Genomic DNA, 25,875 nt, shown 5'->3' on the forward strand with positions numbered 1-25,875 from the left:
GGATCCGAAAATATTTTTTGATCTTGGGAGATTATTTCTATATATAGGCTAAAGTTATCCCCAGACATGTGGAAAATTTGTCGTTGCCCGCGATCACCCAGCAAAATTCTCCCCTATCAGAGCCGCCTTATCACATTTGCCTGTGGATAAAAAGCATAAAAACTGTGTAAAAGAATAGAGATCTTGAGTGAATTTTGCGGTATGATCGCAGGTCTATTTCTGATCGGAGGATCAGGAATATGCTGTGGATAGATATGGTGAGTAAAAGTTAGTCAAACACCTTCTCTGGCCCCCTATTCTCTTAGTGACCACGAAAAGTGACTAATGGAATAGTTGCCAGTAAAAAAATTCTTAACGAAATCCGTAATTCTTGTTTCATTGACCTTGTTAGGGGAGTCCAACGTGTCACTTTCGCTTTGGCAGCAATGTCTTGCCCGATTGCAGGATGAACTACCTGCCACAGAATTCAGTATGTGGATACGCCCTCTTCAAGCTGAATTAAACGATAATACACTGGCACTGTATGCCCCGAATCGTTTCGTCCTTGATTGGGTGAGAGATAAGTACATCAATAATATCAATGAATTATTGAATGACTTTTGCGGTTCTGATGCCCCTGCTCTACACTTTGAAGTAGGCAATAAACCGATGACCATCGCGCCGGTGAGCCCTCAAGTACGCACTAATAATGAAATGCCTGCGTTCGCCGCACCATCTGCACCAGTAAAGCCAAGTTGGGACAACTCAGCTAAAGTTCAACCAGACGTGTCATACCGTTCAAATGTGAACCCAAAACACACGTTTGATAACTTCGTTGAAGGTAAATCAAACCAACTGGCTCGCGCGGCAGCGAGGCAAGTTGCTGAAAACCCTGGCGGCGCTTATAACCCACTGTTCCTTTATGGTGGAACAGGTTTAGGTAAAACGCACTTATTACACGCCGTGGGTAATAGCATAATGCAGCACAAGGCCAACGCTCGCGTGGTCTATATGCATTCTGAACGATTTGTACAAGATATGGTCAAAGCATTGCAGAATAACGCCATTGAAGAATTCAAGCGCTATTACCGTTCTGTCGATGCCTTGCTGATTGATGATATTCAATTTTTTGCTAACAAAGAGCGTTCACAAGAAGAGTTTTTCCATACATTCAACGCCCTGCTTGAAGGCAATCAACAAATTATTTTGACCTCCGACCGTTATCCTAAAGAGATTAACGGCGTAGAAGATAGATTAAAGTCCCGTTTCGGCTGGGGTTTAACCGTTGCGATTGAACCACCTGAGTTAGAAACCCGTGTGGCTATTTTGATGAAAAAAGCCGATGAAAACGAAATCCAACTGCCCGGTGAAGTGGCATTTTTCATCGCAAAACGCTTACGTTCTAATGTGCGTGAGTTAGAAGGTGCATTAAACCGCGTTATTGCTAACGCGAATTTTACCGGTCGCGCTATCACTATCGATTTTGTTCGAGAAGCATTACGTGACCTATTAGCACTGCAAGAAAAGCTGGTAACTATTGATAATATTCAGAAAACTGTTGCTGAGTACTATAAAATCAAAGTCGCTGATTTACTTTCTAAACGTCGTTCTCGTTCTGTCGCTCGTCCGCGTCAGATGGCAATGGCACTGGCGAAAGAGCTGACAAACCATAGTTTACCTGAAATCGGGGATGCTTTTGGCGGTCGTGACCACACTACAGTGTTACACGCTTGTCGTAAAATTGAACAATTACGAGAAGAAAGCCATGACATCAAAGAAGATTTTTCAAATCTAATCAGAACATTATCATCTTAATTGCTATGAAATTTATTATAGAACGCGAGCAGTTATTAAAACCGTTACAACAGGTTAGTGGCCCTTTAGGTGGACGTCCAACGTTGCCTATTTTAGGAAACCTTTTACTTCAGGTAAAAGAAGGTGCCCTGCAACTGACGGGAACCGACCTAGAAATGGAGATGATGGCCAATGTTCCGCTCACTCGTGAGCATGAAATTGGTGCCACCACGGTGCCTGCGCGCAAGTTTTTTGATATTTGGCGTGGTTTACCGGAAGGTTCTGAAATCCAAGTCGAGCTTAATGATGACCGACTGCTTGTGCGTTCTGGACGCAGCCGTTTCTCATTATCCACTTTACCTGCTGCTGACTTCCCGAACTTAGATGACTGGCAAAGCGAAGTCGAATTCTCTCTGCCTCAATCCATACTGAAACGTTTAATTGAAGCGACCCAGTTTTCAATGGCGCACCAAGACGTTCGTTATTACCTGAACGGCATGCTGTTTGAAACAGAAGGGCAAATGCTGAGAACTGTCTCCACAGACGGTCACCGCCTTGCAGTTTGCTCAATGGATATTGGTCAAGAATTGCCATCCCATTCTGTGATAGTACCTCGCAAAGGTGTCATGGAACTGATGCGCCTACTCGATGGTGGCGATGCGTTATTGCAGCTACAAATTGGTAGCAACAATATTCGTGCTCATGTTGGCGACTTTATCTTTACCTCTAAACTCGTTGACGGTCGCTTCCCTGACTACCGCCGCGTTCTGCCAAAAAATCCAGATAAAACCTTAGAAGCTCGCTGTGATTTGCTCAAACAAGCTTTCTCACGCGCAGCGATTTTATCTAACGAAAAATTCCGTGGCGTACGCTTATTCTTCAGTGAAAACCAATTACGCATCACGGCGAATAACCCTGAGCAGGAAGAAGCGGAAGAGATTGTTGATGTGAATTACCAAGGTGGTGAGATGGAAATTGGCTTTAACGTCAGTTACATCCTCGACGTCTTGAACGCGCTGAAAAGCGAAAATGTCACCCTGTTTTTAACGGATGCCGTTTCTAGCGTACAAATTGAAGACTCAGCAAGCCGCTCTGCGGTCTATGTTGTTATGCCAATGCGTTTATAATCAGTCCGTATGATCCTTTCGCGTTTATTGATCCGCGATTTTCGTAATATAGAAGACGCCGATCTCTCCCTTGCAACTGGGTTCAATTTTTTAATTGGACCTAATGGGAGTGGCAAAACCAGTGTACTGGAAGCAATTTATACACTTGGTCATGGACGAGCCTTTCGCAGCATTCAGGCGAATAGAGTTATCCGTCATGACCAAGAACAATTTATTTTACATGGTAAACTGGGACACTCAGACACCGAACGTAAAACATTGTCGCTGGGTTTGAGTAAAAACCGAGAAGGCGACAGCAAAGTCCGAATTGATGGCACCGACGGGCATAAAATTGCGGAACTCGCAAAGTTATTGCCAATGCAGCTCATTACCCCTGAAGGGTTTACCTTGCTGAATGGCGGTCCAAAATATCGACGTGCGTTTATCGATTGGGGATGCTTTCATAATGAAGCCCTCTTTTTTTCAACGTGGTCGGACTTAAAACGTTTGTTAAAGCAGCGGAATGCGGCTTTACGACAAGTGACTCGTTATGAGCAAATTCGCCATTGGGATCAGCAACTCGCCCCAATTTCCGAACAAATTAGCCAATGGCGCGGCGAGTATATTGCAGGTATCGCAGAAAATATTGAGCAAACCTGCAAACAATTTTTACCCGAATTTTCACTCTCAGTCTCTTTCCAGCGTGGTTGGGACAAAGAAATTGATTATTCAGAACAGTTAGAGCGGCAGTTTGAGCGCGATAGAGCGTTAACCTACACCGCATCGGGGCCACATAAAGCTGACCTGCGAATTCGAGCCAATGGCATTCCCGTTGAAGATATGCTCTCTCGCGGTCAACTGAAATTATTAATGTGTGCACTCAGGTTAGCGCAGGGTGAATATTTCACCCAACAGAGCGGGCAACAATGCCTGTATCTACTGGATGATTTTGCTTCAGAACTTGATTCTGGTCGCCGGCAATTATTAGCGGCTCGACTCAAAGCTACGCAAGCACAAGTGTTTGTAAGTGCTATTACACCGGCGCAAGTCAATGATATGATTGATGCCAACAGTAAGATGTTTAGTGTAGAGCAAGGCAAAATAGAAGTTCAACCTCAGGAATAGAAAGAGCAGGAAACGTTGATGTCGAATACATATGACTCCTCAAGTATCAAGGTATTAAAAGGACTGGATGCGGTGCGTAAGCGCCCGGGCATGTATATCGGTGATACCGACGATGGAACAGGTCTTCATCACATGGTCTTCGAGGTTGTGGATAACGCTATCGATGAAGCCTTAGCAGGTTTCTGTGACGATATCGTCATCACTATCCATGCCGATAACTCCGTCTCTGTCCAAGATGATGGACGTGGTATCCCTACGGGCATCCACGAAGAAGAAGGTGTCTCCGCTGCAGAAGTCATCATGACTGTTCTGCATGCTGGCGGTAAATTTGACGACAACTCCTATAAAGTTTCCGGTGGTCTGCACGGTGTAGGTGTTTCGGTTGTTAACGCCTTATCTGAAAAACTTGAATTAGTGATCCGCCGTGATGGTAAAGTCCACGAGCAAGTGTACAAGCACGGGGAGCCACAAGGTCCTCTGACTGTGGTTGGTGAAACTGACCAAACAGGGACTCGCGTACGTTTCTGGCCAAGCATGGATACCTTCAAAGGTGTCACCGAATTCGAATACGACATTCTGGCAAAACGCTTACGTGAACTTTCATTCCTAAACTCAGGAGTTTCCATCCGTTTAATTGATAAACGTGATGGCAAAGAAGACCATTTCCACTATGAAGGTGGGATCAAAGCATTCGTTGAGTACCTGAGCCGTAACAAAACCCCAATCCACCCATCCGTATTCTATTTCTCCACTGAGAAAGACGGCATCGGCGTGGAAGTTTCCATGCAATGGAACGATGGTTTCCAAGAGAATGTTTACTGCTTTACCAACAACATTCCTCAGCGCGACGGCGGTACCCACTTAGCGGGCTTCCGTGCTGCGATGACCCGTACCCTGAACAACTACATGGAAAAAGAAGGCTACCAGAAGAAAAGCAAAGTCAACGCAACAGGTGACGATGCTCGTGAAGGCTTAATTGCCGTTATTTCTGTGAAAGTGCCAGATCCAAAATTCTCTTCTCAGACCAAAGAAAAACTCGTTTCTTCAGAAGTAAAAACTGCTGTAGAAACCATGATGAATGAGAAGCTAGTTGAATATTTATTAGAAAATCCAAACGACGCTAAAATCGTTGTTGGAAAAATCATTGATGCTGCTCGTGCGCGTGAAGCTGCACGTAAAGCGCGTGAAATGACCCGCCGTAAAGGGGCATTAGATTTAGCAGGCTTGCCGGGTAAACTGGCAGACTGCCAAGAACGTGACCCAGCATTATCTGAACTGTACTTGGTGGAAGGGGACTCTGCGGGCGGCTCTGCAAAACAAGGTCGTAACCGTAAGAACCAAGCAATTTTGCCACTGAAAGGTAAAATCCTAAACGTGGAAAAAGCGCGTTTCGATAAAATGCTCTCTTCCCAAGAAGTTGCAACACTGATCACCGCATTAGGCTGTGGTATTGGTCGTGATGAATATAACCCAGATAAACTGCGTTATCACAGCATCATTATCATGACGGATGCCGATGTCGATGGTTCGCACATTCGTACGTTACTGTTGACCTTCTTCTACCGTCAAATGCCAGAAATCGTTGAACGTGGTCACATCTTTATTGCTCAGCCGCCACTGTATAAAGTAAAACGCGGTAAACAAGAGCAATACATTAAAGACGACGAAGCGATGGACGACTATCTGATCTCTATCGCGCTGGATGGCGCTGAGCTGCACTTAAGCGCAGAAGCCCCAGCAATGAAAGGCGAACAACTGGAAAAACTGGTTGTTGAATACAATGCTGCACACCGTATTATCCGCCGTCTTGAGCGCTTATATCCACAAGCGCTGCTGAACAGCTTAGTGTATCAATCCACACTGACTGAAGAAGCACTGAAAGATAGCGCGCAAGTTGAAGAGTGGGCAAAAACCTTAGTGGCACGTTTAGAAGAGAACGAGCAAGCGGGTAGCTCTTACAGCTATATCATTCATGAAAACCGCGAGCGTCAACTATTCGAACCAACTATTCGTATCCGTACCCATGGTGTTGATAGCGACTACAACCTCGATTTCGACTTCGTTCATGGTAGCGAATACCGCCGTATCACCGAATTAGGTGACATCATCGGTGGATTAATCGAAGAAGGCGCTTATATTCAACGTGGTGAACGTCGCCAGAATATCGACAACTTCGAGCAAGCATTAGATTGGTTAAGCCGTGAATCTCGTCGTGGTTTATCCGTACAGCGTTATAAAGGTCTTGGTGAAATGAACCCAGAACAACTTTGGGAAACCACCATGAACCCTGAAACTCGCCGCATGATGCGTGTAACGGTCAAAGATGCCATTGCAACTGACCAGCTGTTCACTACCCTGATGGGGGATGCGGTTGAACCTCGCCGTGCCTTTATCGAAGAGAACGCCTTAAAAGCCGCGAACATCGATATTTAATCGATTTTCCAGAGAAGTTATTAAATAACCCTATACTTCGGTATGGGGTTATTTTTTTATTTAATTTTAATCTTAAGTATCTATCTATTATTAATTCCAATTCAAATTTAATTAAATAAAATGACTAATTGAATTTCATTAATAGAATGAAGAATAAAAATAAAGTTTGTCTCATTTGATTTTTAATTTATAGAAAATAAAAATTACCGCATTAAGATGAAATAGATTTTACCCTTTCTAAAAATCTATAGGTCTATAATGAACAAAATAACTCCTGCTGTATCGCTCAGTTTATTTGCTCTATTTAATACCCAGATTACCTTTGCAAACTCAGATTATATCGATGCCAGTAAATTCATCATTGATCAGCGAAATCAGCGATTTGACGAACTAAAAAACCAAATCATCCCGCCGTACCCAGCCCCGCAGTCTCAAGCGGCGCAATGGGATAAAGACGTTAGCCAGCAAGCAACGCAATTAACAGGAAAGCGCAAAAAGAACGCTGAAAAAGATAAACAAAGCACACCAGAATATCTTTTTAACATTTACCTAGAATACGTATTTAATAAAAAAGGGTTTAATTATAATGATTTTAAACAAATTAAAGCCTATAACCGTTTAAATAATTTATTCCATTTAGCCACCTTTGCAGATGACCCAATTCAAAACCGAGCTCGCTCAATGGATTTTATTCTCAAAGACTATTATTTACGTGGTCGCCCAAATCAAGTTCTCGATGATAAAGGCGAATATCTCCTAAACTATGTCGATATTACAGGCTCTTCTTACCCAAGCGGACATACTTGGAATGGATTTAAACAAGCGGCTGTATTTGCCACAATTTTTCCAGAAAAAGGAGCTCAATTTTTTGATAGAGCCATCGGCTACGGGGAAAGCCGTGTGATTGTCGGCGCACATTTCCCCACCGATACCATTGCCTCGCGCGCCGCCAATTATTATCTTCTCGCCCATTTACTGAAAGAGGATAAAACCGCCAATGCACTGATTAGCCAAGCCAAAGAAGTACGCCAAGAACTGAACACTCAATGCACCATCAATGAAAAAAAATGCAAACCACCGATAGGCTCACTTCCCTCTTTTAATGAAAACCTAGGTTATTACGCTAAGCAAAGTGAGCAGCCATCTCAGGCACTTCGCGTTGATCAAGTCCCTGCTGACGCCGCGTATTTGCTACGCTCTCGCTTTGCCTATCTTAATAAATCTCAATGGCAGCAAATTATTGCAGGCACCGCCTATCCCACTAACTCTTTAGCGGGCTGGGAAGCTAAACAAAATCAACCCGAAAGCCACTGGGGGCTGATTAACTTACCGAAAGCCTATAAAGGGCCTACGCATTTCGCTGAAGATTGGGTCGTCAATCAACGGGTAACTCAAGACGACGTTGCAAACGTCGGCATTACCGATATTTGGAGTAATAACATCGATGGCAAAGGGCGGTTAATCAAACAAGGGGAAGGCTCATTAACCTTAGCTGGAATTAACCATTTTGCAGGGCTTGAAATACAGCAAGGCCGTGTGGTTTTAGTACAAGAAAACCACTTAACAGGCCCCGTCAATGTCAAGGGTGGAAAGCTTGAGGTCAAAGACATCCTACATGCGCCAGTCAACGTCACCAATGGCACATTACAGCTCACTCACAGCATTAAAAATACAGTGACATTAAACCAAGGAGCCCAATTTATAGCTTCTGGCTCGGTTGATGACTTAGTGGTTAATAGCGGTGCTATCTTAACCCCTGGAGATAATCTTAAAGACCCAACACGGCGTATGACGGTGAATAATACTGCTACCTTCCAACCCGGCAGTGCATTCCATGTGAGTCTTCAAACAACACACACACAGGAATTTGATGCCCTACATGCTGGCGGTACTGTGACTATTAACGGCGGTAAGGTCAAAGTGTTCTTCGCTGAAGAATCACCGCCATTCAATGAACGTATACCAAATGAAGATGAAATTCAGGGGCGATTTCGAACCGAATACAACATTATTCGCGCCCCCAATATCCAAGGGAAATTTGATAGCATCGAACCTAACTACCTGTTTATTGGTACTACATTGAATTATGGTACTGATCCTCGCTCCCCCTCGATGAAACTGGTTACACTCAATGTCGGTCGTAGTGAGCTGGCTTTTGATTCATTTGCAAAAACGCCAAACCAAACCGCCATCGCTCACGTCCTTGAAGATCTTCCATTGAATAACACCCTGTATAAACGCTTAATTCTCAGCAAAACCACAGCAGGGGTTTACGACCTTCTTCACACTCTATCCCCACAAATTCATATCGATACCCTAGCTAGCCAATTGAATAACCATCGCCAATATCACGGTACGCTGCTGCAACAAACTCGCGTATCGGAAAACATCGTCAAAGAGCGTGGAGATAACCGTGGCAATGTGTGGGTAAATATTCCCTACCATTGGGACAGAACCCAAAGCGATGGAAATGCTTCCGGCTTTACAAACAGCAATTATGGCGTGTTCTTAGGGGCTGATAAGCATTTCTTCAATGATGACGTTATCTTTGGAATGAGCACCGGTTTTACCAAAAATTCCGTCTCTGGCGGAGTTGGTCATAGCCATAGTAACAACTATTATTTAGCCGCTTACGGTTCCCTGCAATTGGCACCAATCACCTTACGCGCAGGGCTTGGACACACATGGCACACCATCAAGACCGATAGAACAGTCACTTCATCCATTTATTCCGATCACAATACCGCCGACTACAAAGGCAAAACCAACCACCTGTTTATAGAAGCGGCTTATCCGTGGAAATCGGCATTCATCAACGCCGAACCGTTTGCAAACTTTGCCTTTACCAATGCCGAAAGCCATGGATTTAAAGAAAAAGGGGAAAAAGCCTCGCTGGTGACAGGTCGCCAATCCCTCGATGCCACGACCACAACGCTGGGAATACGTTTAGATAACCAATGGAAAGTGGGTAATACATCCTCAATCGATGTACACGGGGAATTCGGCTGGCGGCATCAATATGACAAGCGGGAGCGTGAAATGGCTTTCCGATTCGCCCACCGAGACCTGCTTGCACCACCGCTTAACTATCGGGGGATTAATGCGCCGAAAAATGGCATGGCTATCAAACTGGGTTCCAGCCTTCAGCTGACAGACAATTTCAAACTATCCATGGATTACAGCCAATTTACTGCTAAGGGGTATTTAGAAAATAATCTTGATGCCAAATTGTTAGTGTCGTTTTAATTCATCAATACCGCAAACATTAGCATAATAAAAAATGGCACCGGAGCGTTTAATCACTCTGGTGCCATACCTATTTCTGCCTGTTAAGAGAAGCGAACTACAGCAGAATTCTCAACATACGGCGCAAAGGCTCCGCAGCCCCCCACAGTAACTGATCGCCCACGGTAAAGGCTGAGAGGTACTCAGGACCCATATTCAACTTACGCAGACGCCCTACTGGCGTGCTCAGAGTACCCGTCACTGCCGCAGGAGTCAGTTCACGCATCGTGATTTCACGGTCATTCGGTACCACTTTCACCCACTCATTATGGGAAGCCAGTAATTGCTCCACTTCGTTCAGTGGCACATCTTTTTTCAGTTTCAGCGTGAACGCTTGGCTATGGCAGCGTAATGCACCCACACGAACACATAAGCCATCAACCGGAATAATATTGCTGCCTGTTGCCAGAATTTTGTTGGTTTCCGCCTGCCCTTTCCACTCTTCACGGCTTTGACCATTTTCTAACGCTTTATCAATCCACGGGATCAAACTGCCCGCTAGCGGAACACCGAACGCATCCGTAGGCATGGAACCACTGCGCGTAAAGTCTGTGACTTTTTTCTCGATTTCTAAGATAGCTGATGCCGGGTTTTGCAGCTCTTTCGCCACTTGTGCGTGTAAAGAACCCATTTGTGACAACAGCTCACGCATATTGCGTGCACCCGCACCGGATGCTGCTTGATACGTAGCCACGGAAGCCCACTCAACCAAGTCATTCGCAAACAGACCGCCCAACGACATCAGCATTAAACTCACCGTACAGTTACCGCCGACGAAGGTCTTAATGCCTTTATTTAAGCCGTCTTGGATATGCTGATGGTTCACTGGGTCTAAAATAATAATCGCATCGTCTTTCATACGCAGTGCAGACGCGGCATCAATCCAGTAACCTTTCCAGCCCGCTTCACGTAATTTTGGATACACTTCATTGGTATAATCGCCGCCTTGGCAGCTAATAATAATATCCAGTGCGCTCAGTGCATCGATATCAAATGCATCTTGCAACGTGCTGCGATGACCACCAAAAACAGGCGCCTCAGCCCCATGCTGGGAGGTGGTAAAAAAGACCGGGTGAATAACGTTAAAATCCCCTTCTTCTACCATTCTTTGCATCAATACGGAGCCGACCATTCCGCGCCAGCCAATAAACCCTACATTTTTCATTCTCTTCACCCTGTCTGTTTACATACATCACCCAAAAAATTTCTATCCTCGACTTTCACTTTGCCAATCGAAGCTGGAAATTTTTCGGAAAGATAAAATTCAGAAATCATCAATCAACCGTATTAAACGTGACAAAATATGAACCAGTGTGCAAGTGAATTTCATCACTAATAGCAAGAAGATTAGTAATGACGCTAATAATTAGTAAAAACTTATTGGTTGATAATTTCCATTTTGGAAAATACTATTTTCCAATTAATCCATACATTCCATCATTCAACCCCATTAAGATTAGCGAGTTAATCCTCACAAAGTAGCGTATCTCATGACCAAATATGTCCTTTTCAGTTTCTGGATCGTCCTTATCTATCCTTTGGGCGTTGACCTCCATTTAACCGGTATTCCTTATATTGCCGCCGATTTAAATGCCAATGAAAGCCAGCTCCATGTGGCATTTTCTATCTATTTAGCGGGTATGGCATCCACCATGTTAATTGCCGGATGGTGTGCCGATCATATTGGTCGAAAACCTGTCGTTTTAGTCGGTACGATGGTATTTGCCATCGCCTCTGTGATCGCCGGAAATGCCACCGCCATTGATACCTTCTTAGTATCGCGATTCTTTCAAGGGATTGGCGCAGGTTTCTGTTATGTCGTGACCTTCGCTATTTTGCGTGATGTACTGACACCGCAGCGCCGCACCAAAGTGCTCGCCGCAATGAATGGTGTGACCTGCATCGCGCCCGTGTTAGCGCCTGTCATTGGATTTGCCATTTTGCTGATTCACCATTGGTCGGTGATGTTCTACTTTATGGCGGGTTATGCGGTTATCAGTATGCTATTTTGCTTAATCTCAATTAAAGAAACTAAGCCTTCTTCAGCATCACCAGCTATACAATCGAATGCCCAACCAGTCACAGAAGAAAAGCTATTTAGCACCTTCTTTGTCACGCGCTTGATTATTTCCTGCTTCGGCATGGGCGTGATCCTGACTTACGTGAACGTCGCCCCAATTATCTTGATGGAAAACCTCGGTTTCACAACCGGCCAATACTCTACCGCCATGACCTTACTGGCGATGGTGAGTATGGGAACCTCATTCTTGATGCCAAAACTGATTTCGACATTTAATAGCCATACCTTGCTCAACACAGCCCTAAGCCTGTTTCTAGTTAATGGCATCCTGCTCTTCATCTATCTGCTGGCTCTCCCACATTTGGCGCTGCTGTACATCGTCTTCGCCTTCTGCGGTATTGGTTTCTCAATGCAGTTTGGCATCATTATGAGCCAAGCACTGTCACCATTTGCCCAAAAAGCGGGTATTGCCAGTTCTGTATTGGCCATCTCACAATTAAGCTGCGCCTCAGCGTATATTTGGGTGATGGGTGTGATGGGCGTTCCATCAATCAGTATGTTGTTAATTATCTTGCTTGCGGCGGGAATGATTGGCATGGTGTTGCTAAGAGTGCCCACCACGCAAGTCAACCAACAGGTCGCTACATGTGAATAAGCAACTGCATCGATTAGACTTAAATTTACTGGTTATTCTGCAATATCTGGTGGAAGAGCGCAGTGTTAGTCTCGCAGCTAAACGCCTTGCAATCACCCCATCATCGGTCAGTAAGTCGTTGTCTAAACTGCGCCAATGGTTTGATGACCCTCTATTTATCCGCAGCCCACAAGGGCTGCTTCCTACCCCACTCATGCTACGCATTGAAAAATCACTGCCTGAGTTTTTAAATCTCTCACACTATATTGCTGAAATTCGTGATACCGAGAAACCACGAGGCATGACTTTCCGCTTAATGATGGAAGCACCGTTAAACTTAATCATGCTCCATGATTTATCCCTGAATATCCTCAATCAATATCCAGAATCCGAGGTCATTGTACGAGATTGGGATTATAACTCGTTGGCAGCACTGATTGCGGGGGATGCCGATATTGGGTTAGTCGGTCGTGAAAGTTTTCATTTATCTAGAGAGTCGATAAGCCAACTACCCGATATTCTAAATTTCGAAGTGTTATTCACCGATAAACCTCTGGCGTTTATCCGCAGTGACCACCCCATTTTGCAAGAAGAATGGACGTTGGCAAATTACTTGAAATATCCCCATATCAGCACTGAATTTGGCAACCGTATTCCGTGGGCGCTCGATGATTTACTGGAAACCATGGGGTTACATCGCCAAATCCATTTATCCTTTTCGACCTTTGAACAATCCCTCTTAATGGCTTCTCGCCCCGACCATAACCTTATTACAAGCTCCCCGGGCTATTGCCAACACTATGTTAATGATTTTAATCTTGATTTAGTCTGCCTTCCTCTTCCTGTTGATGACATTCTCTACCAGCAGCTCGAAATCCCTTTTTTGATGCTGTGGCACAAACGTAATTCCTATAACTCAAAAACCTTATGGTTAAGAGAGCAGATCAAAAACAGTACGCTTGAGTTTGTAACAATATAAAAAAACGCCATGGCAAGGAGTATGAATTGCCACGGCGAAAGCAAGGATGCGAAGAAACAGAGAATAACGGAATACTAACCTTGAACGGCTTTGAAACGAGGATTGGTTTTACAAATTACGTAGATACGACCACGACGACGCACAACTTGGCAATCAGGATGGCGCTGCTTAGCGGTTTTTAATGAGCTGAGGACTTTCACGGTAACTCCCAATAACTATTTAATGTAAATAAAATACAATGTAATGTTATAATATAACACTCATGGGATATGACAATAATCGAATTAAAATCATCCCGCAATCATTTTTTGGGAAACTTTTGTATACTTAAGCCATTACTGACTCTCTGTCATTATTTATCAAATAGATACATTTCTATTTAATGAAATAGACCAATTTGAGGAAGATGAAATGTATTACGGCTTTGACATGGGCGGCACCAAAATTGAATTAGCAGTGTTCGACCAAGCGCTCAATCAAGTGTGGCAAAAACGTGTTCCAACCCCCAAAGATGACTATCTCGCGTTGCTCAATGCTTTTCGTGATTTAACGGCTGAAGCCGATGCGCAGTTTAACTGCCAAGGTAAAATTGGCATTGGTGTTCCGGGGATCGTCAATCACGCAGAAGGCGTGGTATTTACGACCAATGTCCCAAGCGCACAATATAAACCTTTCATTCATGACCTAACCAAGCTGTTAAATCGCCCCGTTAGAGTTGAAAATGATGCCAACTGCTTTGCCTTATCAGAAGCGTGGGATCCTGAATTCAAGCGTTACCCTAGCGTGTTAGGTTTGATTCTGGGCACTGGTGTTGGTGGCGGTTTCGTCATCAACGGCAAGGTCTTATCAGGGAAAAATGGCATTGCTGGGGAAATCGGACACATGAACATGAGTGTTCGTGCTGCAAAATATCTCGGGGACACCGTACCTGAAATTGTCTGTGGTTGCGGTCAAACAGCCTGTTTTGAAACCTACCTTTCAGGCCCCGGTTTCGAACGTATTTATGCCGCATTTACCGGTGAGAAACGCTCTGCTATCGAGATTATTGAACGTTATCACAACGGTGACATCGCTGCGAAACAGCATGTTGAACGCTATATGATGGTGCTGGCGATGTTTATGGGGCAAGTTATTACTGTCTTTGACCCTGACTTAGTGGTGATTGGCGGCGGCTTGTCACAATTTGATGAAATTTATCGCCTATTACCGGAAATGGTACCTCAATATCTTTATGGTATTGCGAAAATGCCCGTTATCGAAAAAGCCCGTTATGGTGCCTCTGGTGGTGCCCGTGGTGCTGCATTTTTGAACCTGGTCGATTAATTTTCCGCACTCATTAATACCCGTACTTAATGTCCGCAAACTGCTCTTTCCGCACATTATTCCGCAATCGCATCTCTACTCTTTCGACTTATCGAGAGTAGAGATGACCAATACCTCAAAATCACCAAAATATAATTGAGAATAATTATCATCTTTGTTATTTTTAATTAAATTGGCTAATAATCAACAAGTTAAATCTTTTTTCTTTTTCAGATTAACAACAGAAAATTAACCATAAAAATCAGCGAGATAATCTAGAAACTAGACTTAGACTAGTCCTATGTTGTTAACGCGAAAAGAGCTTATGATTAACGTGGTTTTGCTCATTTTTAGATAAATTCGCGATAAAAACACAGTTAAAGGCCATACACGTAACAGACAGATACCCGCTAAAGTCACATTCAGCCACTTAACTAAAGAGAAAAATAAATGAATTTGTTTTTAGAAAATTGCTTGGCTTTCCCGACCATTATCTTTAGCGGTTTACTGATTATTGTCCTGTTTTACTGGCTTTGTGCCGCTTTTGGTCTGTTAGATATTGATTTATTTAATATCGATACCGAATTAGATGCTGACGGCCTCGATCTCACTGGCTTTGCCGGCTGGCTGACAAAACTTGGTTTAGCCGGAATTCCCGTCACCATTATCTTGACGCTATTCACCCTCTTCGGCTGGCTGATTAGTTACTTTGCTGCGCATTTATTCCTACGCTTTATTGATATGACCTTGCTGCGTTACGCCGTTGGAGTCACGTCGCTAGTGATCACCGCCTTTATTTCCCTGCACTTAACCGCCATTTGCCTAAAACCCATCCGTAGCCGACTGGTTAATATTAATAAACCCAAAACGGTTCATCAGCTAATGGGAAAATTGGCAACCGTGCGCTCAGGGACTGTCACAGAACAAAATGGGGAAGCCACCTTAGAAGATGGCGGTGCGGGGCTGATTTTGCAGGTTAGAGCACCTAGCGCCGAAAATATTAAACGCGGGGATCGCGTCGTTATCATCAGTTATGACCCTCAATCCCACAGTTACCAAATTGTCACCGAGAACGAATTCAGGCAGTAAACACAAAAAATAAACTACCTACTTTGCTAATTAATAAAGAATGACGACATCGTCAGAACCCATGGAGAAGAAATATGGATTTGGCTGAATACATGCCTTTTTTAACGGTTGTTGGGGGAGTGATCATCATCATTCTTGGGTTCTTTGGTTTATTTAAAGCCTTCTACATCAAAGTCCCTCAAGGTACCGCTCTGATTGTCAACGACATGTCGTCACAACCAAAAGTGCATTTCACGGGTGCGTTAGTGTATCCCGTTATCTACAAGAAAGAGTTTATGCGCATTTCGCTGCTGACGCTGGAAGTGGATCGCCGTGGTAAAGACGGCTTAATTTGCCAAGATAATTTACGTGCAGATATCACTGTTGCCTTCTATCTGCGTGTTAATGAAACCACTGAAGACGTATTAAAAGTAGCAAAAGCCATCGGTGTTGAGCGCGCCTCTGACCATCAAGCCGTCAGCGCCCTATTCAGCGCTAAATTCTCTGAAGCCCTGAAAACGGTTGGTAAGCAATTAGAATTAGCCAAACTGTTTGAAGACCGTCAAAGCTTCCGTGACCGTATTGTTGATGTGATTGGTAAAGACCTTAATGGTTACGCGCTAGAAGACGTAGCAATCGACTATTTAGAACAAACGCCGAAATCTGCCCTCGATCCGAATAATATTTTCGACTCCGAAGGTATTCGCAAAATCACTGAAATTACCGCTATCCACAATATCGAAACTAACCAAAAAGAGCGCGACCAAGAGTTAGCTATCAAAAAGAAAAACGTGGAAACCCGCGAAGCGAGCTTAGCATTAGAGCGCCAACAAGCCGACGCTGAAGCCCGTCAAAAACGTGAAATTGATAATATCCGTGCACGAGAACAAGCTGAAACCCTACGCGTTCAAGAAGAAGAGCGCCTCAAGTCAGAGCAAGCGCGTATTCAAACTCAGCAAGAAATTGAAATTCGTGAAGAAAACCGCATGCGTGAAGTGGAAGTGGCTCAACAGAACCGCACCCGCGCCGTGGCTATCGAAGAAGAGCGTGTCAACCGTGCTCGCGAGCTAGAAATTGTCGCCCGTGAACGTGAAGTTGAGCTGCAACGTATTGAAAAAGAAAAAGCGCTAGAAGAAGAACGTAAAAACATCTCTAACGTGATCCGCGAACGTGTTGCCGTCGAAAAAACCGTCGCGCAGGAAGAGGAACGTATCAAGGAAGTCCGCGAAATTTCAGAAGCTGAGCGTATGAAGCAAGTCACCGTGATCAACGCCCAAGCGGAAGCTGAAGAAGCCTTAGTCCGCCAGGTGAAAAAAGCCGAAGCCGATGAAGCAAGTGCCAAGCACCGTGCAGAAGAAATCAGCACTATGGCACAAGCAGAACTGGAAGCTTCCGCCAAACAAGCTGAAGCCAAAAAACGCTTAGCGGAAGGGATTGAAGCAGAACATGCAGCATTAGGCTTAGCAGAAGCCCGTGTTCGCCAAGCCACTGCCGAAGCTGAAGAGAAAGAAGGTCTGGTTCAAGCCAATATCACCGCGGAAAAACTGTTAGCCGAAGCTCGTGGTCTGAAAGAAAAAGGCTTAACCGAAGCGCAAGTGATGGAAGCTAAAGCGAACGCCGAACGCGAGCAAGGTTTTGCCGAAGCGAAAATTCTGGAAGAAAAATTGGCAGCGCAGGCTCGTGGTGAAGAACAACAAGCCAACGCGAAAGAAAAACTGGGCTTGGCAGATGCAAAAGTCTTGGAAGAAAAACTGGCAGCCCAAGCTCGCGGTGAAGGTCAATTAGGGGCAGCGCAAGCCGAAGTGATTCGCCAGCGTCTGAAAGCGGAAGCTGACGGTCTGACTGATAAATTCCAATCTATGGATCACCTCAGTGATACGGCTCGTTCACATGAAGAGTTCCGTATGCGCCTTGAGAAAGAGTTCGAGCAATCCATGGCATCCATTGAAGCGAATAAAGAAATTGCTCGCGAGCAAGCGGATGTCCTGGCTGCGGCACTGAGCAAAACCAACATCGAAATTGTGGGCGGTGATGGCGACTTCTTTAACACCTTCTCCAAAGCGCTGAGCTTGGGTAAAGCCGTTGATGGGTTTATGGATAAAAGTAGCTTTGCCAAAGATAACCTTGAAAAGTTAGTCAATCGAGTCACAGAAGAGAAGAAAATTGATATCGCGTCCTTACTGCAACACCCTGAAGTCAAAGATTTAATCAATGGTTTTATGGCTGCAAAAAGCGCACCACAAACAGCGAAAAACATCGTGAACAAACCCGTGTCTTACGATGATAACCAAAGCTAATTTATCAATATTCAGGCTTTTCAAGTAAGTTTTATACCTCATCCCGCCAAGTTGCAGCACATAGGCAACTTGGCGGTTTATGAGCGTATCTTTTTTTAAGACCAAGGAAATTCGTTAAACATGTCAGAAACCCAAGATGTGAATCGCGAACAGGAAATTCTCGACAGTGCCGTCGCGGAAGGTGGTGCGTACGAAATATTACGCAAGCGCTTAACCGAACAAGGGCAGCAACTTCACCAAAAAGCAGCTCAACTCAACGACAGCCGGTTGACTGAATTTGGTCAAAGCCAGATGGACATTATCGGGCGTATCCGTATTCGTACCGAAAATAACTGCCAAGCAAGGGACATTGTCCGTGTCGGTGACTGGCTGCTATTTGGCTATAACGTTTTTCTGGGTCTGAAAAAAGAAACTCACATTGAAGATGTTTTTTCCTTATATCAACTCACTGAAAATGAAGGTGATTTTGATGTAATCTCTGTCCCTTACGAAGAGACATTCCTCAATGATACGCGCTTTGTTCAGGATTTTACTGAGCTATATACCTATTACAAAAACACGCAATTACTGCAATTGGTCGAGCGTGATGGCAAGCTGTTAGCCAGCTTCCAAATTGGTGATCGGTTAACCGACGTGCGTGTTTTCCGCTGGTCAATTTCCAGCGATAAATCCCGCATCGAATACATCGATAACCGGGGTGAACGTGATATCGCCCTACCCCCCACCAATGATTTCGAATGGGTACGTACTACGCGGGAAAATACCGTTAATGGACGCTATCCTCACATTAATATTCTCGATACCGTCTTTGTGGAAACCATCGGCGGCGACCTAACCATCAAATGTGAAAATAATACCGAAGATGGGTTGGGCATATACCGCGAAGCGGTACTCGATAAAAACCAATCCCTCGATGACGCCCAAATTGAATATGCTCAGACTGGCAGCCTAATTTTACTCAAAATCTTGCCATACCGCGAAGAGAGCTGGCGCTATCTGGTTTACAACATTCTGAATCAAACCGTTCACCGTATTGATGCCATCGGGCAAGCGTGCGTGCAGTTGCCGGAAGATCACGGAATTATCTTCCCAGGGGGTTACTACCTGCAAAACGGGGAGTACAAAACCTTCGAGCAACCAATGGATGGCATGCGTTTTCGTCGTCTGCGCCGCTCACCCAACGGGGAAGATGTGCTGTATGTGTTTTATTCCCCGAACCAAGGTCGTATCGCCCTTTTCAATTACAATTTAATTAAACGTAAACTTGCCGTACCATTAATCGGTCATGGTTATGCCATGCTCGAAGATGGCAAAATGGTGCTGTTCGAAGGGGAAGGTGACGAAGCCACTCGCGTTCACCCTATGCAGGTGTGGCAAACCCCATTCTATTCTGACGAATTTGCCGATAAGCAGCCGCCACGGGGTGGGTTTCTTGGGCGTATCGGTAATGCCGATTTAGTCCGTGGGATCTCCGAAATTCTCCATGTCGCCAAAGAGATTGAAGGCAACCAAGTTTCCGTTTCCCGCTATGAACAGCTCAGCCAGCAACCTAAAAACTTGCTGGATATTTTCTATTGGTTTAATGACGAACAATGCTTAGGTATTGGCAAACTCTTAAAAGAGATCGCCCAAACCAGTGAGTTGGTACTCGACGAATACGAGAAAGTCGAAAGCATCCGCCAGCAATCCGTCAAATCAATGAATGAGGCGGTCACTCGCCAACGCTCCTTACTGTCCCTCACATTGCCTGAAGGATGGACGGATATTCAACAATTTGTAGATGGGCTAAACGCCTTAAATGCCCAACAAGGGCATCTGATTTCATTGCGAGAATTCCGCTATATGGATCTCACAAAACTCAGTGAGATGGAAAATGAAATCACCGAAGCACAGCAACGCGTTTCCCAAGGCACTGCGCAATTTCTTGCCAGCGACAAAGCTCTGCAACCGTTTAAAACTCAGCTCGCGACCTTTGAAGAGTTAATTGAAAAAGCACAAACCAGCGCGCAGTTAGATGTCCCAATGAATGACATGGAAAAAATGTCAGCGGATTTGGACATGCTCTCTAATTTAATGGCTTCATTGAGTTTTGATGATGTCACCTTACAGACCCATATCATCGATGCCATTTCGCACATTTATGCCCAGTTAAACCAGTCCCGCGCCCGTTTGCAGCAAAAACGTAAATCTCAAACTAGCATTGAGAGCGTGGCGCAATTTGGGGCGCAGTTCCGCCTATTTAGCCAAGGTATCACCAACGCATTATCCCTCGCGACTGACCCAGAACGTTGTGATGATCAGTTATCCCGATTACTGGTTCAGTTAGAAGAGCTAGAAAGTCAGTTTAGCCATCACGATGAATTTCTTGATGATATTCTGGCAAAACGCGAAGAATTACTGGAAACGTTTGAATCCCATAAACAAATCCTGATTGATGACCGCCAGCGCCGTTCGCAGAATTTATTAACGGCCGCCGACCGCTTATTAGAAAGCCTTCAACGCCGTACTGTACGCTTGCAAAACCAAGATGAACTGAATGCGTTTTTTGCTACCGACCCGCTCGCACAAAAAACCCGTGAAATCATCGAGAAACTACGAGAAATCAACGATAACGTCAAAGCTGACGATATCGATGCCAGACTCAAAGCCTCTCGTGACCAAGCCATTCGCATTTTGCGGGATAAAACCGATATCTTTGAAGATGGCGGCAACATTATTAAGCTGGGTCGCCACCGTTTCAGTGTTAACACCCAAGAGCTTGACCTGACTATCTTGCCAAAAGATAACCAGCTGTGGGTATACCTCACCGGAACGGATTTCCAAGAACCCATTGAGAACGCCGAACTTGCACAGTTGCAGCCTTATTGGACAGCCAACCTCGAATCCGAATCTGATACCGTTTATCGCGCTGAATACCTCGCGTATTCCATCATTTATGCCGCAGCAAAACGCCAAGATGGTTTGAATTTCGATACCCTAAAAAGTACGCTGTCTGCCCCTGAAAAAATCGACAAACTGGTGCGTGATTTTGCGGCTCCACGCTACAAAGAAGGCTACGAAAAAGGGATCCACGACCACGACGCTATCGCGATATTGAAAAAGCTGATCCCGATTGGTGAAAGCGCGGATTTACTGCGTTTCAACCCAACAGCTCGCGCCATTGCGGCGATTTTTTGGCATCACATTCAAAGCAACGAATACCCTGCCCAATGGCCAGAACGAGCCAGAACCGCGATGAATATCCGCCAGCTATTCAATAACGATGATGCCCTTTTAGATCTTCAAGCGGAGATCGAGGCAGATGTCAGCTTATTCCTACAAGATAATCCAATTAATTGCCAAGCTCATGAGCAAGCTCAAGCTGCGGAATACCTCAGTTTTGCGTTAGCCAGAACGCCGATTGAATTGGTGTACAGCAAATATGCGCGGGACTTAGTGGCAGCACTACAAACGCGCTTAGAAGAAGCCCATATGTGGCTGGATTTCAATCATTCACAGCAAAACCTTGGCACTCGCTATGCTCAGCGCTGGGCGCTGTTGCAAAATTGGCTGCAAGGGCTGTGTTCGATTGACGAATTTGCACATTTACGTCCATACATTCCAGGCGCCATCGCCATTATTATCTTAGATAAAATGGCATCGGCACGTTATAGCGAAGCCGATTTATACTTTAAAGTTACTGGATTACTGGGGGATCACCCGACAATCCACAACCAAACTCTCTCGTTAAGTTTGGATGACTTTTTCAGTCGAATGCGCGAACAGCGCAAGCAATTTATTCCAGCCTTCCGTCAATACCAAGCACTGCGTCAGCGCATTGTGAGTGAAGAGCGCAGCCGCCTAAAACTTCATGAGTTCAAAGCTAAGCCACTGAGCTCATTTGTGCGTAACAAGCTGATCAATGACGTCTATTTACCGATTATCGGTGACAACATGGCGAAGCAAATTGGCGCTCTAGGCGAAAACAAGCGTACCGATTTAATGGGCTTGTTACTGATGATCTCCCCGCCAGGTTACGGTAAAACGACCCTGATGGAGTACGCGGCTGACCGCCTTGGTTTGATCTTTATGAAGATTAATGGTCCTGCGCTTGGGCATGATGTGCTGTCCCTCGACCCAGAGCAAGCCCCGAATGCTACCGCCAGACAAGAGCTGGAAAAACTAAACCTCGCCCTCGAAATGGGCAACAACGTGATGCTGTATGTGGATGATATTCAACATACTCACCCTGAGTTTTTACAAAAATTTATCTCCCTGTGTGATGGAACCCGTCGCATCGAAGGGGTATGGAAAAACAAAACCAAAACCTACGATATGCGCGGTAAAAAATTCTGTGTTGTCATGGCGGGTAACCCGTATACCGAATCTGGCGAAGTGTTCCGTATCCCTGATATGCTCGCCAACCGTGCGGATATTTATAACCTGGGTGAAGTGCTCGGTGGGATGGATGATGCCTTTGCATTGAGCTACATAGAAAACAGCCTGACCTCAAACCCAGTATTAGCACCGTTGGCGCTGCGCGATTTAAATGATTTGTATTTGCTGGTGGATAAAGCCATGGGCAAATCAGTCTCCACTAATGCACTCAGCTACCCGTATTCCGATGCGGAAGTAAATGAAATTACTGCGGTTATTTCCCGATTACTCAGCCTGCGCGATGTGGTTCTGAAGGTAAACCAGCAATATATTGCCAGTGCCGCACAGTCCGATAAATATCGAACCGAGCCGGCATTCCGCCTGCAAGGCAGCTACCGAAATATGAACAAGCTCAGCGAGAAAGTCTCTTCCGTTATGAATGATGATGAATTAGAGAGATTGCTGGATGACCATTATCTTGGGGAAGCGCAATTATTAACGACAGGTGCTGAAGAGAACTTATTGAAGCTGGCAGAATTACGCGGAAGGCTGAATGAGAAAGATGCAGCACGCTGGCAGCAAATCAAGAAAGATTTCTTGCGTAACAAAGCATTAGGTGGTGATAATGCCGATGTGGGCGACCGCGTTGTGACTCAGCTCGCCCAACTGGTTGAAAGCGTACAATCTCTCGGACATCGATAATGCAAACTTGGCTAAGCCCGCGAATTAAATTACTGATTACCCTTGCGGGTTTGCTGATCACTATTCAAATCGCCAATAGTTTAAGTGGCTACGCGCTTGTTGGGTTCGGCATCCAACCAAGAACACTGCACGGGCTGGTGGGGATTATCTTCGCCCCTCTGATCCACGGTGATTGGGCACATCTTCTGAGTAATCTGCCGCCATTACTGGTTTTAAGCGCCCTGCTGCTGCATGATTCCATTCGAAAATATGCTTATGCCAGCGCGTTTATTATTGTGGTTGGCGGCTTGATTGTCTGGCTAGTGGGCAGAAATGCGCTACACATTGGCGCTAGCGGCTGGATTTTTGGGCTTTGGGGCTTATTGATTGCCCAAGGTTTTTTCCGCCGAAAACTGTTAGATATCATTATTGCCCTGTTAGTACTGTTCTATTTTGGCGCGATGGCGAGCGGGTTATTGCCTGTTCATCAACAAATATCGACAGAATCCCATATTGCCGGCGCCATCGCCGGAATTACCTATGCGTGGTTAGCCAATAAAAAATTAAAAGCGACGCCGCCGACTACCCTTTCAAAGTAACCCGATATACACAGCGCCCTGCACCATCAAGCAGGTATTGCTCCCGTTCTACATTCACCTGTTCCCCTAATACTTCGCGAAATAGCGCCAATTCAGAACGGCAAAAGTTTTGGCACGCGGTTGCCGCCGCACAGATAGGGCAATGGTTTTCGATAAATAACCAGCTATCGCCTTCCTGCTCAACCTTCGCCATATAGCCCTCTTCGCTACGAACCTCGGCGAGTGCAGCTAAACATTGTTCTAATGGCAGCCCTTGGCAGCGCCCTAAATATTTACTGCGACTTTCCGCTTCTCTCTGTTCAATCAGCTTTTCTAGCCCCTCATCACCAAAAATGGTTTTCACTGAATCAATGAGCTGCAAAGCGAGTTGAGCATGGGTATCGGGAAAACGTTGATGTCCCAGTTCCGTTAATACCCAATTTTGCCGAGGACGCCCAGCGCCAGATTGTGCGGTGCATTGAACTCCTTCCACCAGACCCAGTGACGTTAATTTATGGATATGCTGGCGTGCTGCTTCCCCCGTTAAACCCAGGTCATGGGCAATCACTGCTGTGGAAACGGGTCCTTTGGTTTTGATGCAAAACAGCACCTTATCCACTGCTTGAGTGAGATTTAGATTATCAAAGTATTTACTTGCTTTATTCATAGTGTAATTTTATTATCCAAGACAATACTTGGATAATACCCTTTTCTTTACTCTTTCGTCCAGCAGGTCTGCGTATGAGCAACAAAACTGTCACCGAATTCAATGAAACAGGCACCGAACCTCAAGGAAAATGGGCCGATTTACTCAGCGGCACTAATGCATTATTGACGATAGCCCTCACAGGTGGCGTCGCACTTCATGCTATCAATATTTATATTGTCACCACGATTTTACCGAGTGTCGTCAATGATATTGGCGGTCTTGAATATTATGCGTGGAACACCACGTTATTTGTGGCAACCTCCATTATTGGCTCTGCATTATCCAGTAAAGTACTGGACAGCCTAGGACCTAAACTTGCCTACCTTAGCGCTCTGTTACTGTTTTCCTTGGGCGCCATTTGGTGTGCATCCTCACCGTCCATGCTCACCTTATTAGGCGGGCGCGCCTTACAAGGGCTTGGCGGCGGAATGTTATTCGCGCTTAGCTACGCGCTGATCCGTATTGTCTTCACGCCAAACTTGTGGTCTCGCGCCATGGGAGTGATATCCGGTATGTGGGGGATAGCTACGTTGTGTGGTCCTGCCATTGGCGGTATTTTTGCTCAAGGGGGTCATTGGCGCTGGGCTTTTTGGGCTTTATTGCCCGTGGCGGTTGTGCTGGCAATGATAGTTATCAACCAATTACCAGGGAAAAAATCTCAGCAAGCGCAAACAACAAAAATTCCCATTCTTGCGATTTCACTGTTAGTTATTTCCGTGCTGGCTATCTCAATTGGCAGTTTATCGGAAAGCTTGCTCAGCAATCTTATCGGGTTATTCATTGGCATTGCCTTGCTCGTCACCATTGCGCTTATTGATGGTAAAAATGGAAAGCGTTTACTCCCCACAGGGGCTTACTCCCTAAAAACTCAGCTTGGGGTTATTTTCCTGACAATGGGTTTACTGGTGGGGGGAATGACCACCGAAATTTATGTGCCTTACTTCCTGCAAACCATTCACCAGTTTTCACCGTTGATGGCGGGTTATTTAACTGCCGTGATGGCAGCGGGGTGGACGGTGGGTGCTTTACTCAGCGCTAATAAAACGGGTGCCATCGTTTTACGCATCCTTAAAGCGGGTCCCGTTATCATCTTGGTATCGCTGATAATTCTAGCTGTTCTAACCCCTAATCTGGATTTAGTTAACTCCATTCCATTATTTATTCTTTACCTACTCGCCATGATGGGAGTTGGATTAGGAATTGGCATCTGCTGGCCTCATTTAGTTCTGCGAGTATTTAATGCGGCACCTAAAGGGGAAGAAAACTTAGCATCCTCTTCAGTGATTACGATCCAATTGTATGCAACCGCGTTATCTGCGGCATTAGTGGGCGTGGTGGTCAATAATAGCGGATTGATTAATCCTGGTGGGTTAGTTGGTGCTCAACAAGCCTCTGTCTGGTTATTTGCCCTGTTTGCTATTAGCCCATTCTTGGCTGCAGTTTTAATTCGCAAAGTTAAATAATCAGACCATAGAAGGATGCTCAATCACGAGCATCTTTCTATTTTGTTGATTATTTTTTAAATAAAA

At 45.1% G+C, this 25,875-nt stretch carries 16 protein-coding genes; 13 read left to right on the forward strand and 3 right to left on the reverse strand.

The features are described 5' to 3' along the window. Positions 1 to 402: 402 nt before the first annotated feature. The 5 genes from dnaA to M5X66_RS00025 all read left to right on the forward strand — a co-directional run bounded on the left by dnaA (position 403) and on the right by M5X66_RS00025 (position 9,683). A complete protein-coding gene (dnaA, locus tag M5X66_RS00005; protein WP_036950671.1) occupies positions 403 to 1,794 on the forward strand; it encodes a chromosomal replication initiator protein DnaA in 1,392 nt (463 codons plus the stop codon). A gap of 5 nt (positions 1,795 to 1,799) precedes the next feature. Beyond that, positions 1,800 to 2,900 (forward strand): DNA polymerase III subunit beta, encoded by a 1,101-nt coding sequence (dnaN, locus tag M5X66_RS00010; RefSeq protein ID WP_036950669.1) that lies wholly within the window; start codon positions 1,800 to 1,802, stop codon positions 2,898 to 2,900. 9 nt (positions 2,901 to 2,909) lie between these two features. After that, positions 2,910 to 4,004, forward strand: coding sequence for a DNA replication/repair protein RecF (gene recF / locus M5X66_RS00015; RefSeq protein ID WP_036950667.1), 1,095 nt, complete (start codon positions 2,910 to 2,912; stop codon positions 4,002 to 4,004). 18 nt (positions 4,005 to 4,022) lie between these two features. Beyond that, on the forward strand, positions 4,023 to 6,437 hold the full coding sequence (gene gyrB / locus M5X66_RS00020) for a DNA topoisomerase (ATP-hydrolyzing) subunit B (RefSeq protein WP_036950665.1): 2,415 nt from the start codon (positions 4,023 to 4,025) through the stop codon (positions 6,435 to 6,437). 258 nt (positions 6,438 to 6,695) lie between these two features. Further along, the gene (locus tag M5X66_RS00025) at positions 6,696 to 9,683 is read left to right on the forward strand and encodes an autotransporter domain-containing protein (protein ID WP_154599597.1); all 2,988 of its coding nucleotides are present in this window, start codon (positions 6,696 to 6,698) and stop codon (positions 9,681 to 9,683) included. Between the two features lie 97 nt (positions 9,684 to 9,780). Here M5X66_RS00025 and asd read toward each other — a convergent pair whose 3' ends face one another. Beyond that, the gene (asd, locus tag M5X66_RS00030) at positions 9,781 to 10,887 is read right to left on the reverse strand and encodes an aspartate-semialdehyde dehydrogenase (RefSeq protein WP_036950661.1); all 1,107 of its coding nucleotides are present in this window, start codon (positions 10,885 to 10,887) and stop codon (positions 9,781 to 9,783) included. 325 nt (positions 10,888 to 11,212) lie between these two features. On the opposite strand from asd, the gene M5X66_RS00035 reads away from it, so the two are divergent. Both M5X66_RS00035 and yidZ read left to right on the forward strand, forming a co-directional pair. Beyond that, a complete protein-coding gene (locus M5X66_RS00035; protein WP_270103782.1) occupies positions 11,213 to 12,397 on the forward strand; it encodes an MdtL family multidrug efflux MFS transporter in 1,185 nt (394 codons plus the stop codon). Beyond that, positions 12,390 to 13,355, forward strand: coding sequence for an HTH-type transcriptional regulator YidZ (yidZ, locus tag M5X66_RS00040; RefSeq protein ID WP_036950656.1), 966 nt, complete (start codon positions 12,390 to 12,392; stop codon positions 13,353 to 13,355). Before M5X66_RS00035 ends, yidZ begins: the two co-directional genes overlap by 8 nt. Positions 13,356 to 13,429: 74 nt before the next feature. Here the strand turns inward: yidZ and ykgO are convergent, their stop codons facing one another. Then, positions 13,430 to 13,555 (reverse strand): type B 50S ribosomal protein L36, encoded by a 126-nt coding sequence (gene ykgO / locus M5X66_RS00045; RefSeq protein ID WP_006660624.1) that lies wholly within the window; start codon positions 13,553 to 13,555, stop codon positions 13,430 to 13,432. Positions 13,556 to 13,766: 211 nt separating this feature from the next. Here ykgO and nagK point away from each other — a divergent pair, with 211 nt between their 5' ends. The 5 genes from nagK (at position 13,767) to M5X66_RS00070 (ending at position 23,658) form a co-directional block, all read left to right on the forward strand. Further along, positions 13,767 to 14,678 carry an N-acetylglucosamine kinase gene (gene nagK, locus M5X66_RS00050; RefSeq protein WP_036950654.1) on the forward strand — a complete coding sequence of 304 codons (912 nt, stop codon included), beginning with the start codon at positions 13,767 to 13,769 and terminating at the stop codon, positions 14,676 to 14,678. 429 nt (positions 14,679 to 15,107) lie between these two features. Next, the gene (locus M5X66_RS00055; RefSeq protein ID WP_036950652.1) at positions 15,108 to 15,746 is read left to right on the forward strand and encodes an OB-fold-containig protein; all 639 of its coding nucleotides are present in this window, start codon (positions 15,108 to 15,110) and stop codon (positions 15,744 to 15,746) included. Positions 15,747 to 15,820: 74 nt separating this feature from the next. Further along, positions 15,821 to 18,022 carry a flotillin family protein gene (locus tag M5X66_RS00060; RefSeq protein WP_154609361.1) on the forward strand — a complete coding sequence of 734 codons (2,202 nt, stop codon included), beginning with the start codon at positions 15,821 to 15,823 and terminating at the stop codon, positions 18,020 to 18,022. A gap of 120 nt (positions 18,023 to 18,142) precedes the next feature. Further along, positions 18,143 to 23,080, forward strand: coding sequence for a DNA repair ATPase (locus M5X66_RS00065; protein ID WP_270103783.1), 4,938 nt, complete (start codon positions 18,143 to 18,145; stop codon positions 23,078 to 23,080). Beyond that, positions 23,080 to 23,658 carry a rhomboid family intramembrane serine protease gene (locus M5X66_RS00070; RefSeq protein WP_036950645.1) on the forward strand — a complete coding sequence of 193 codons (579 nt, stop codon included), beginning with the start codon at positions 23,080 to 23,082 and terminating at the stop codon, positions 23,656 to 23,658. Before M5X66_RS00065 ends, M5X66_RS00070 begins: the two co-directional genes overlap by 1 nt. Here the strand turns inward: M5X66_RS00070 and M5X66_RS00075 are convergent. Beyond that, entirely contained in the window at positions 23,642 to 24,304 is a 663-nt protein-coding gene (locus tag M5X66_RS00075; RefSeq protein ID WP_036950643.1) for a helix-turn-helix transcriptional regulator, read from the reverse strand. The two genes, M5X66_RS00070 and M5X66_RS00075, sit on opposite strands and share 17 nt — an antisense overlap. Before the next feature lie 74 nt (positions 24,305 to 24,378). Between M5X66_RS00075 and M5X66_RS00080 the strand changes: the two genes are divergently transcribed. Beyond that, complete coding sequence (locus M5X66_RS00080; protein WP_036950641.1) at positions 24,379 to 25,809, forward strand: MFS transporter; 1,431 nt, start codon at positions 24,379 to 24,381, stop codon at positions 25,807 to 25,809. Positions 25,810 to 25,875 lie beyond the last annotated feature (66 nt).

This window comes from Providencia sp. PROV188 (assembly GCF_027595165.1).
Taxonomy (GTDB): Bacteria; Pseudomonadota; Gammaproteobacteria; order Enterobacterales; family Enterobacteriaceae; genus Providencia; species Providencia lanzhouensis.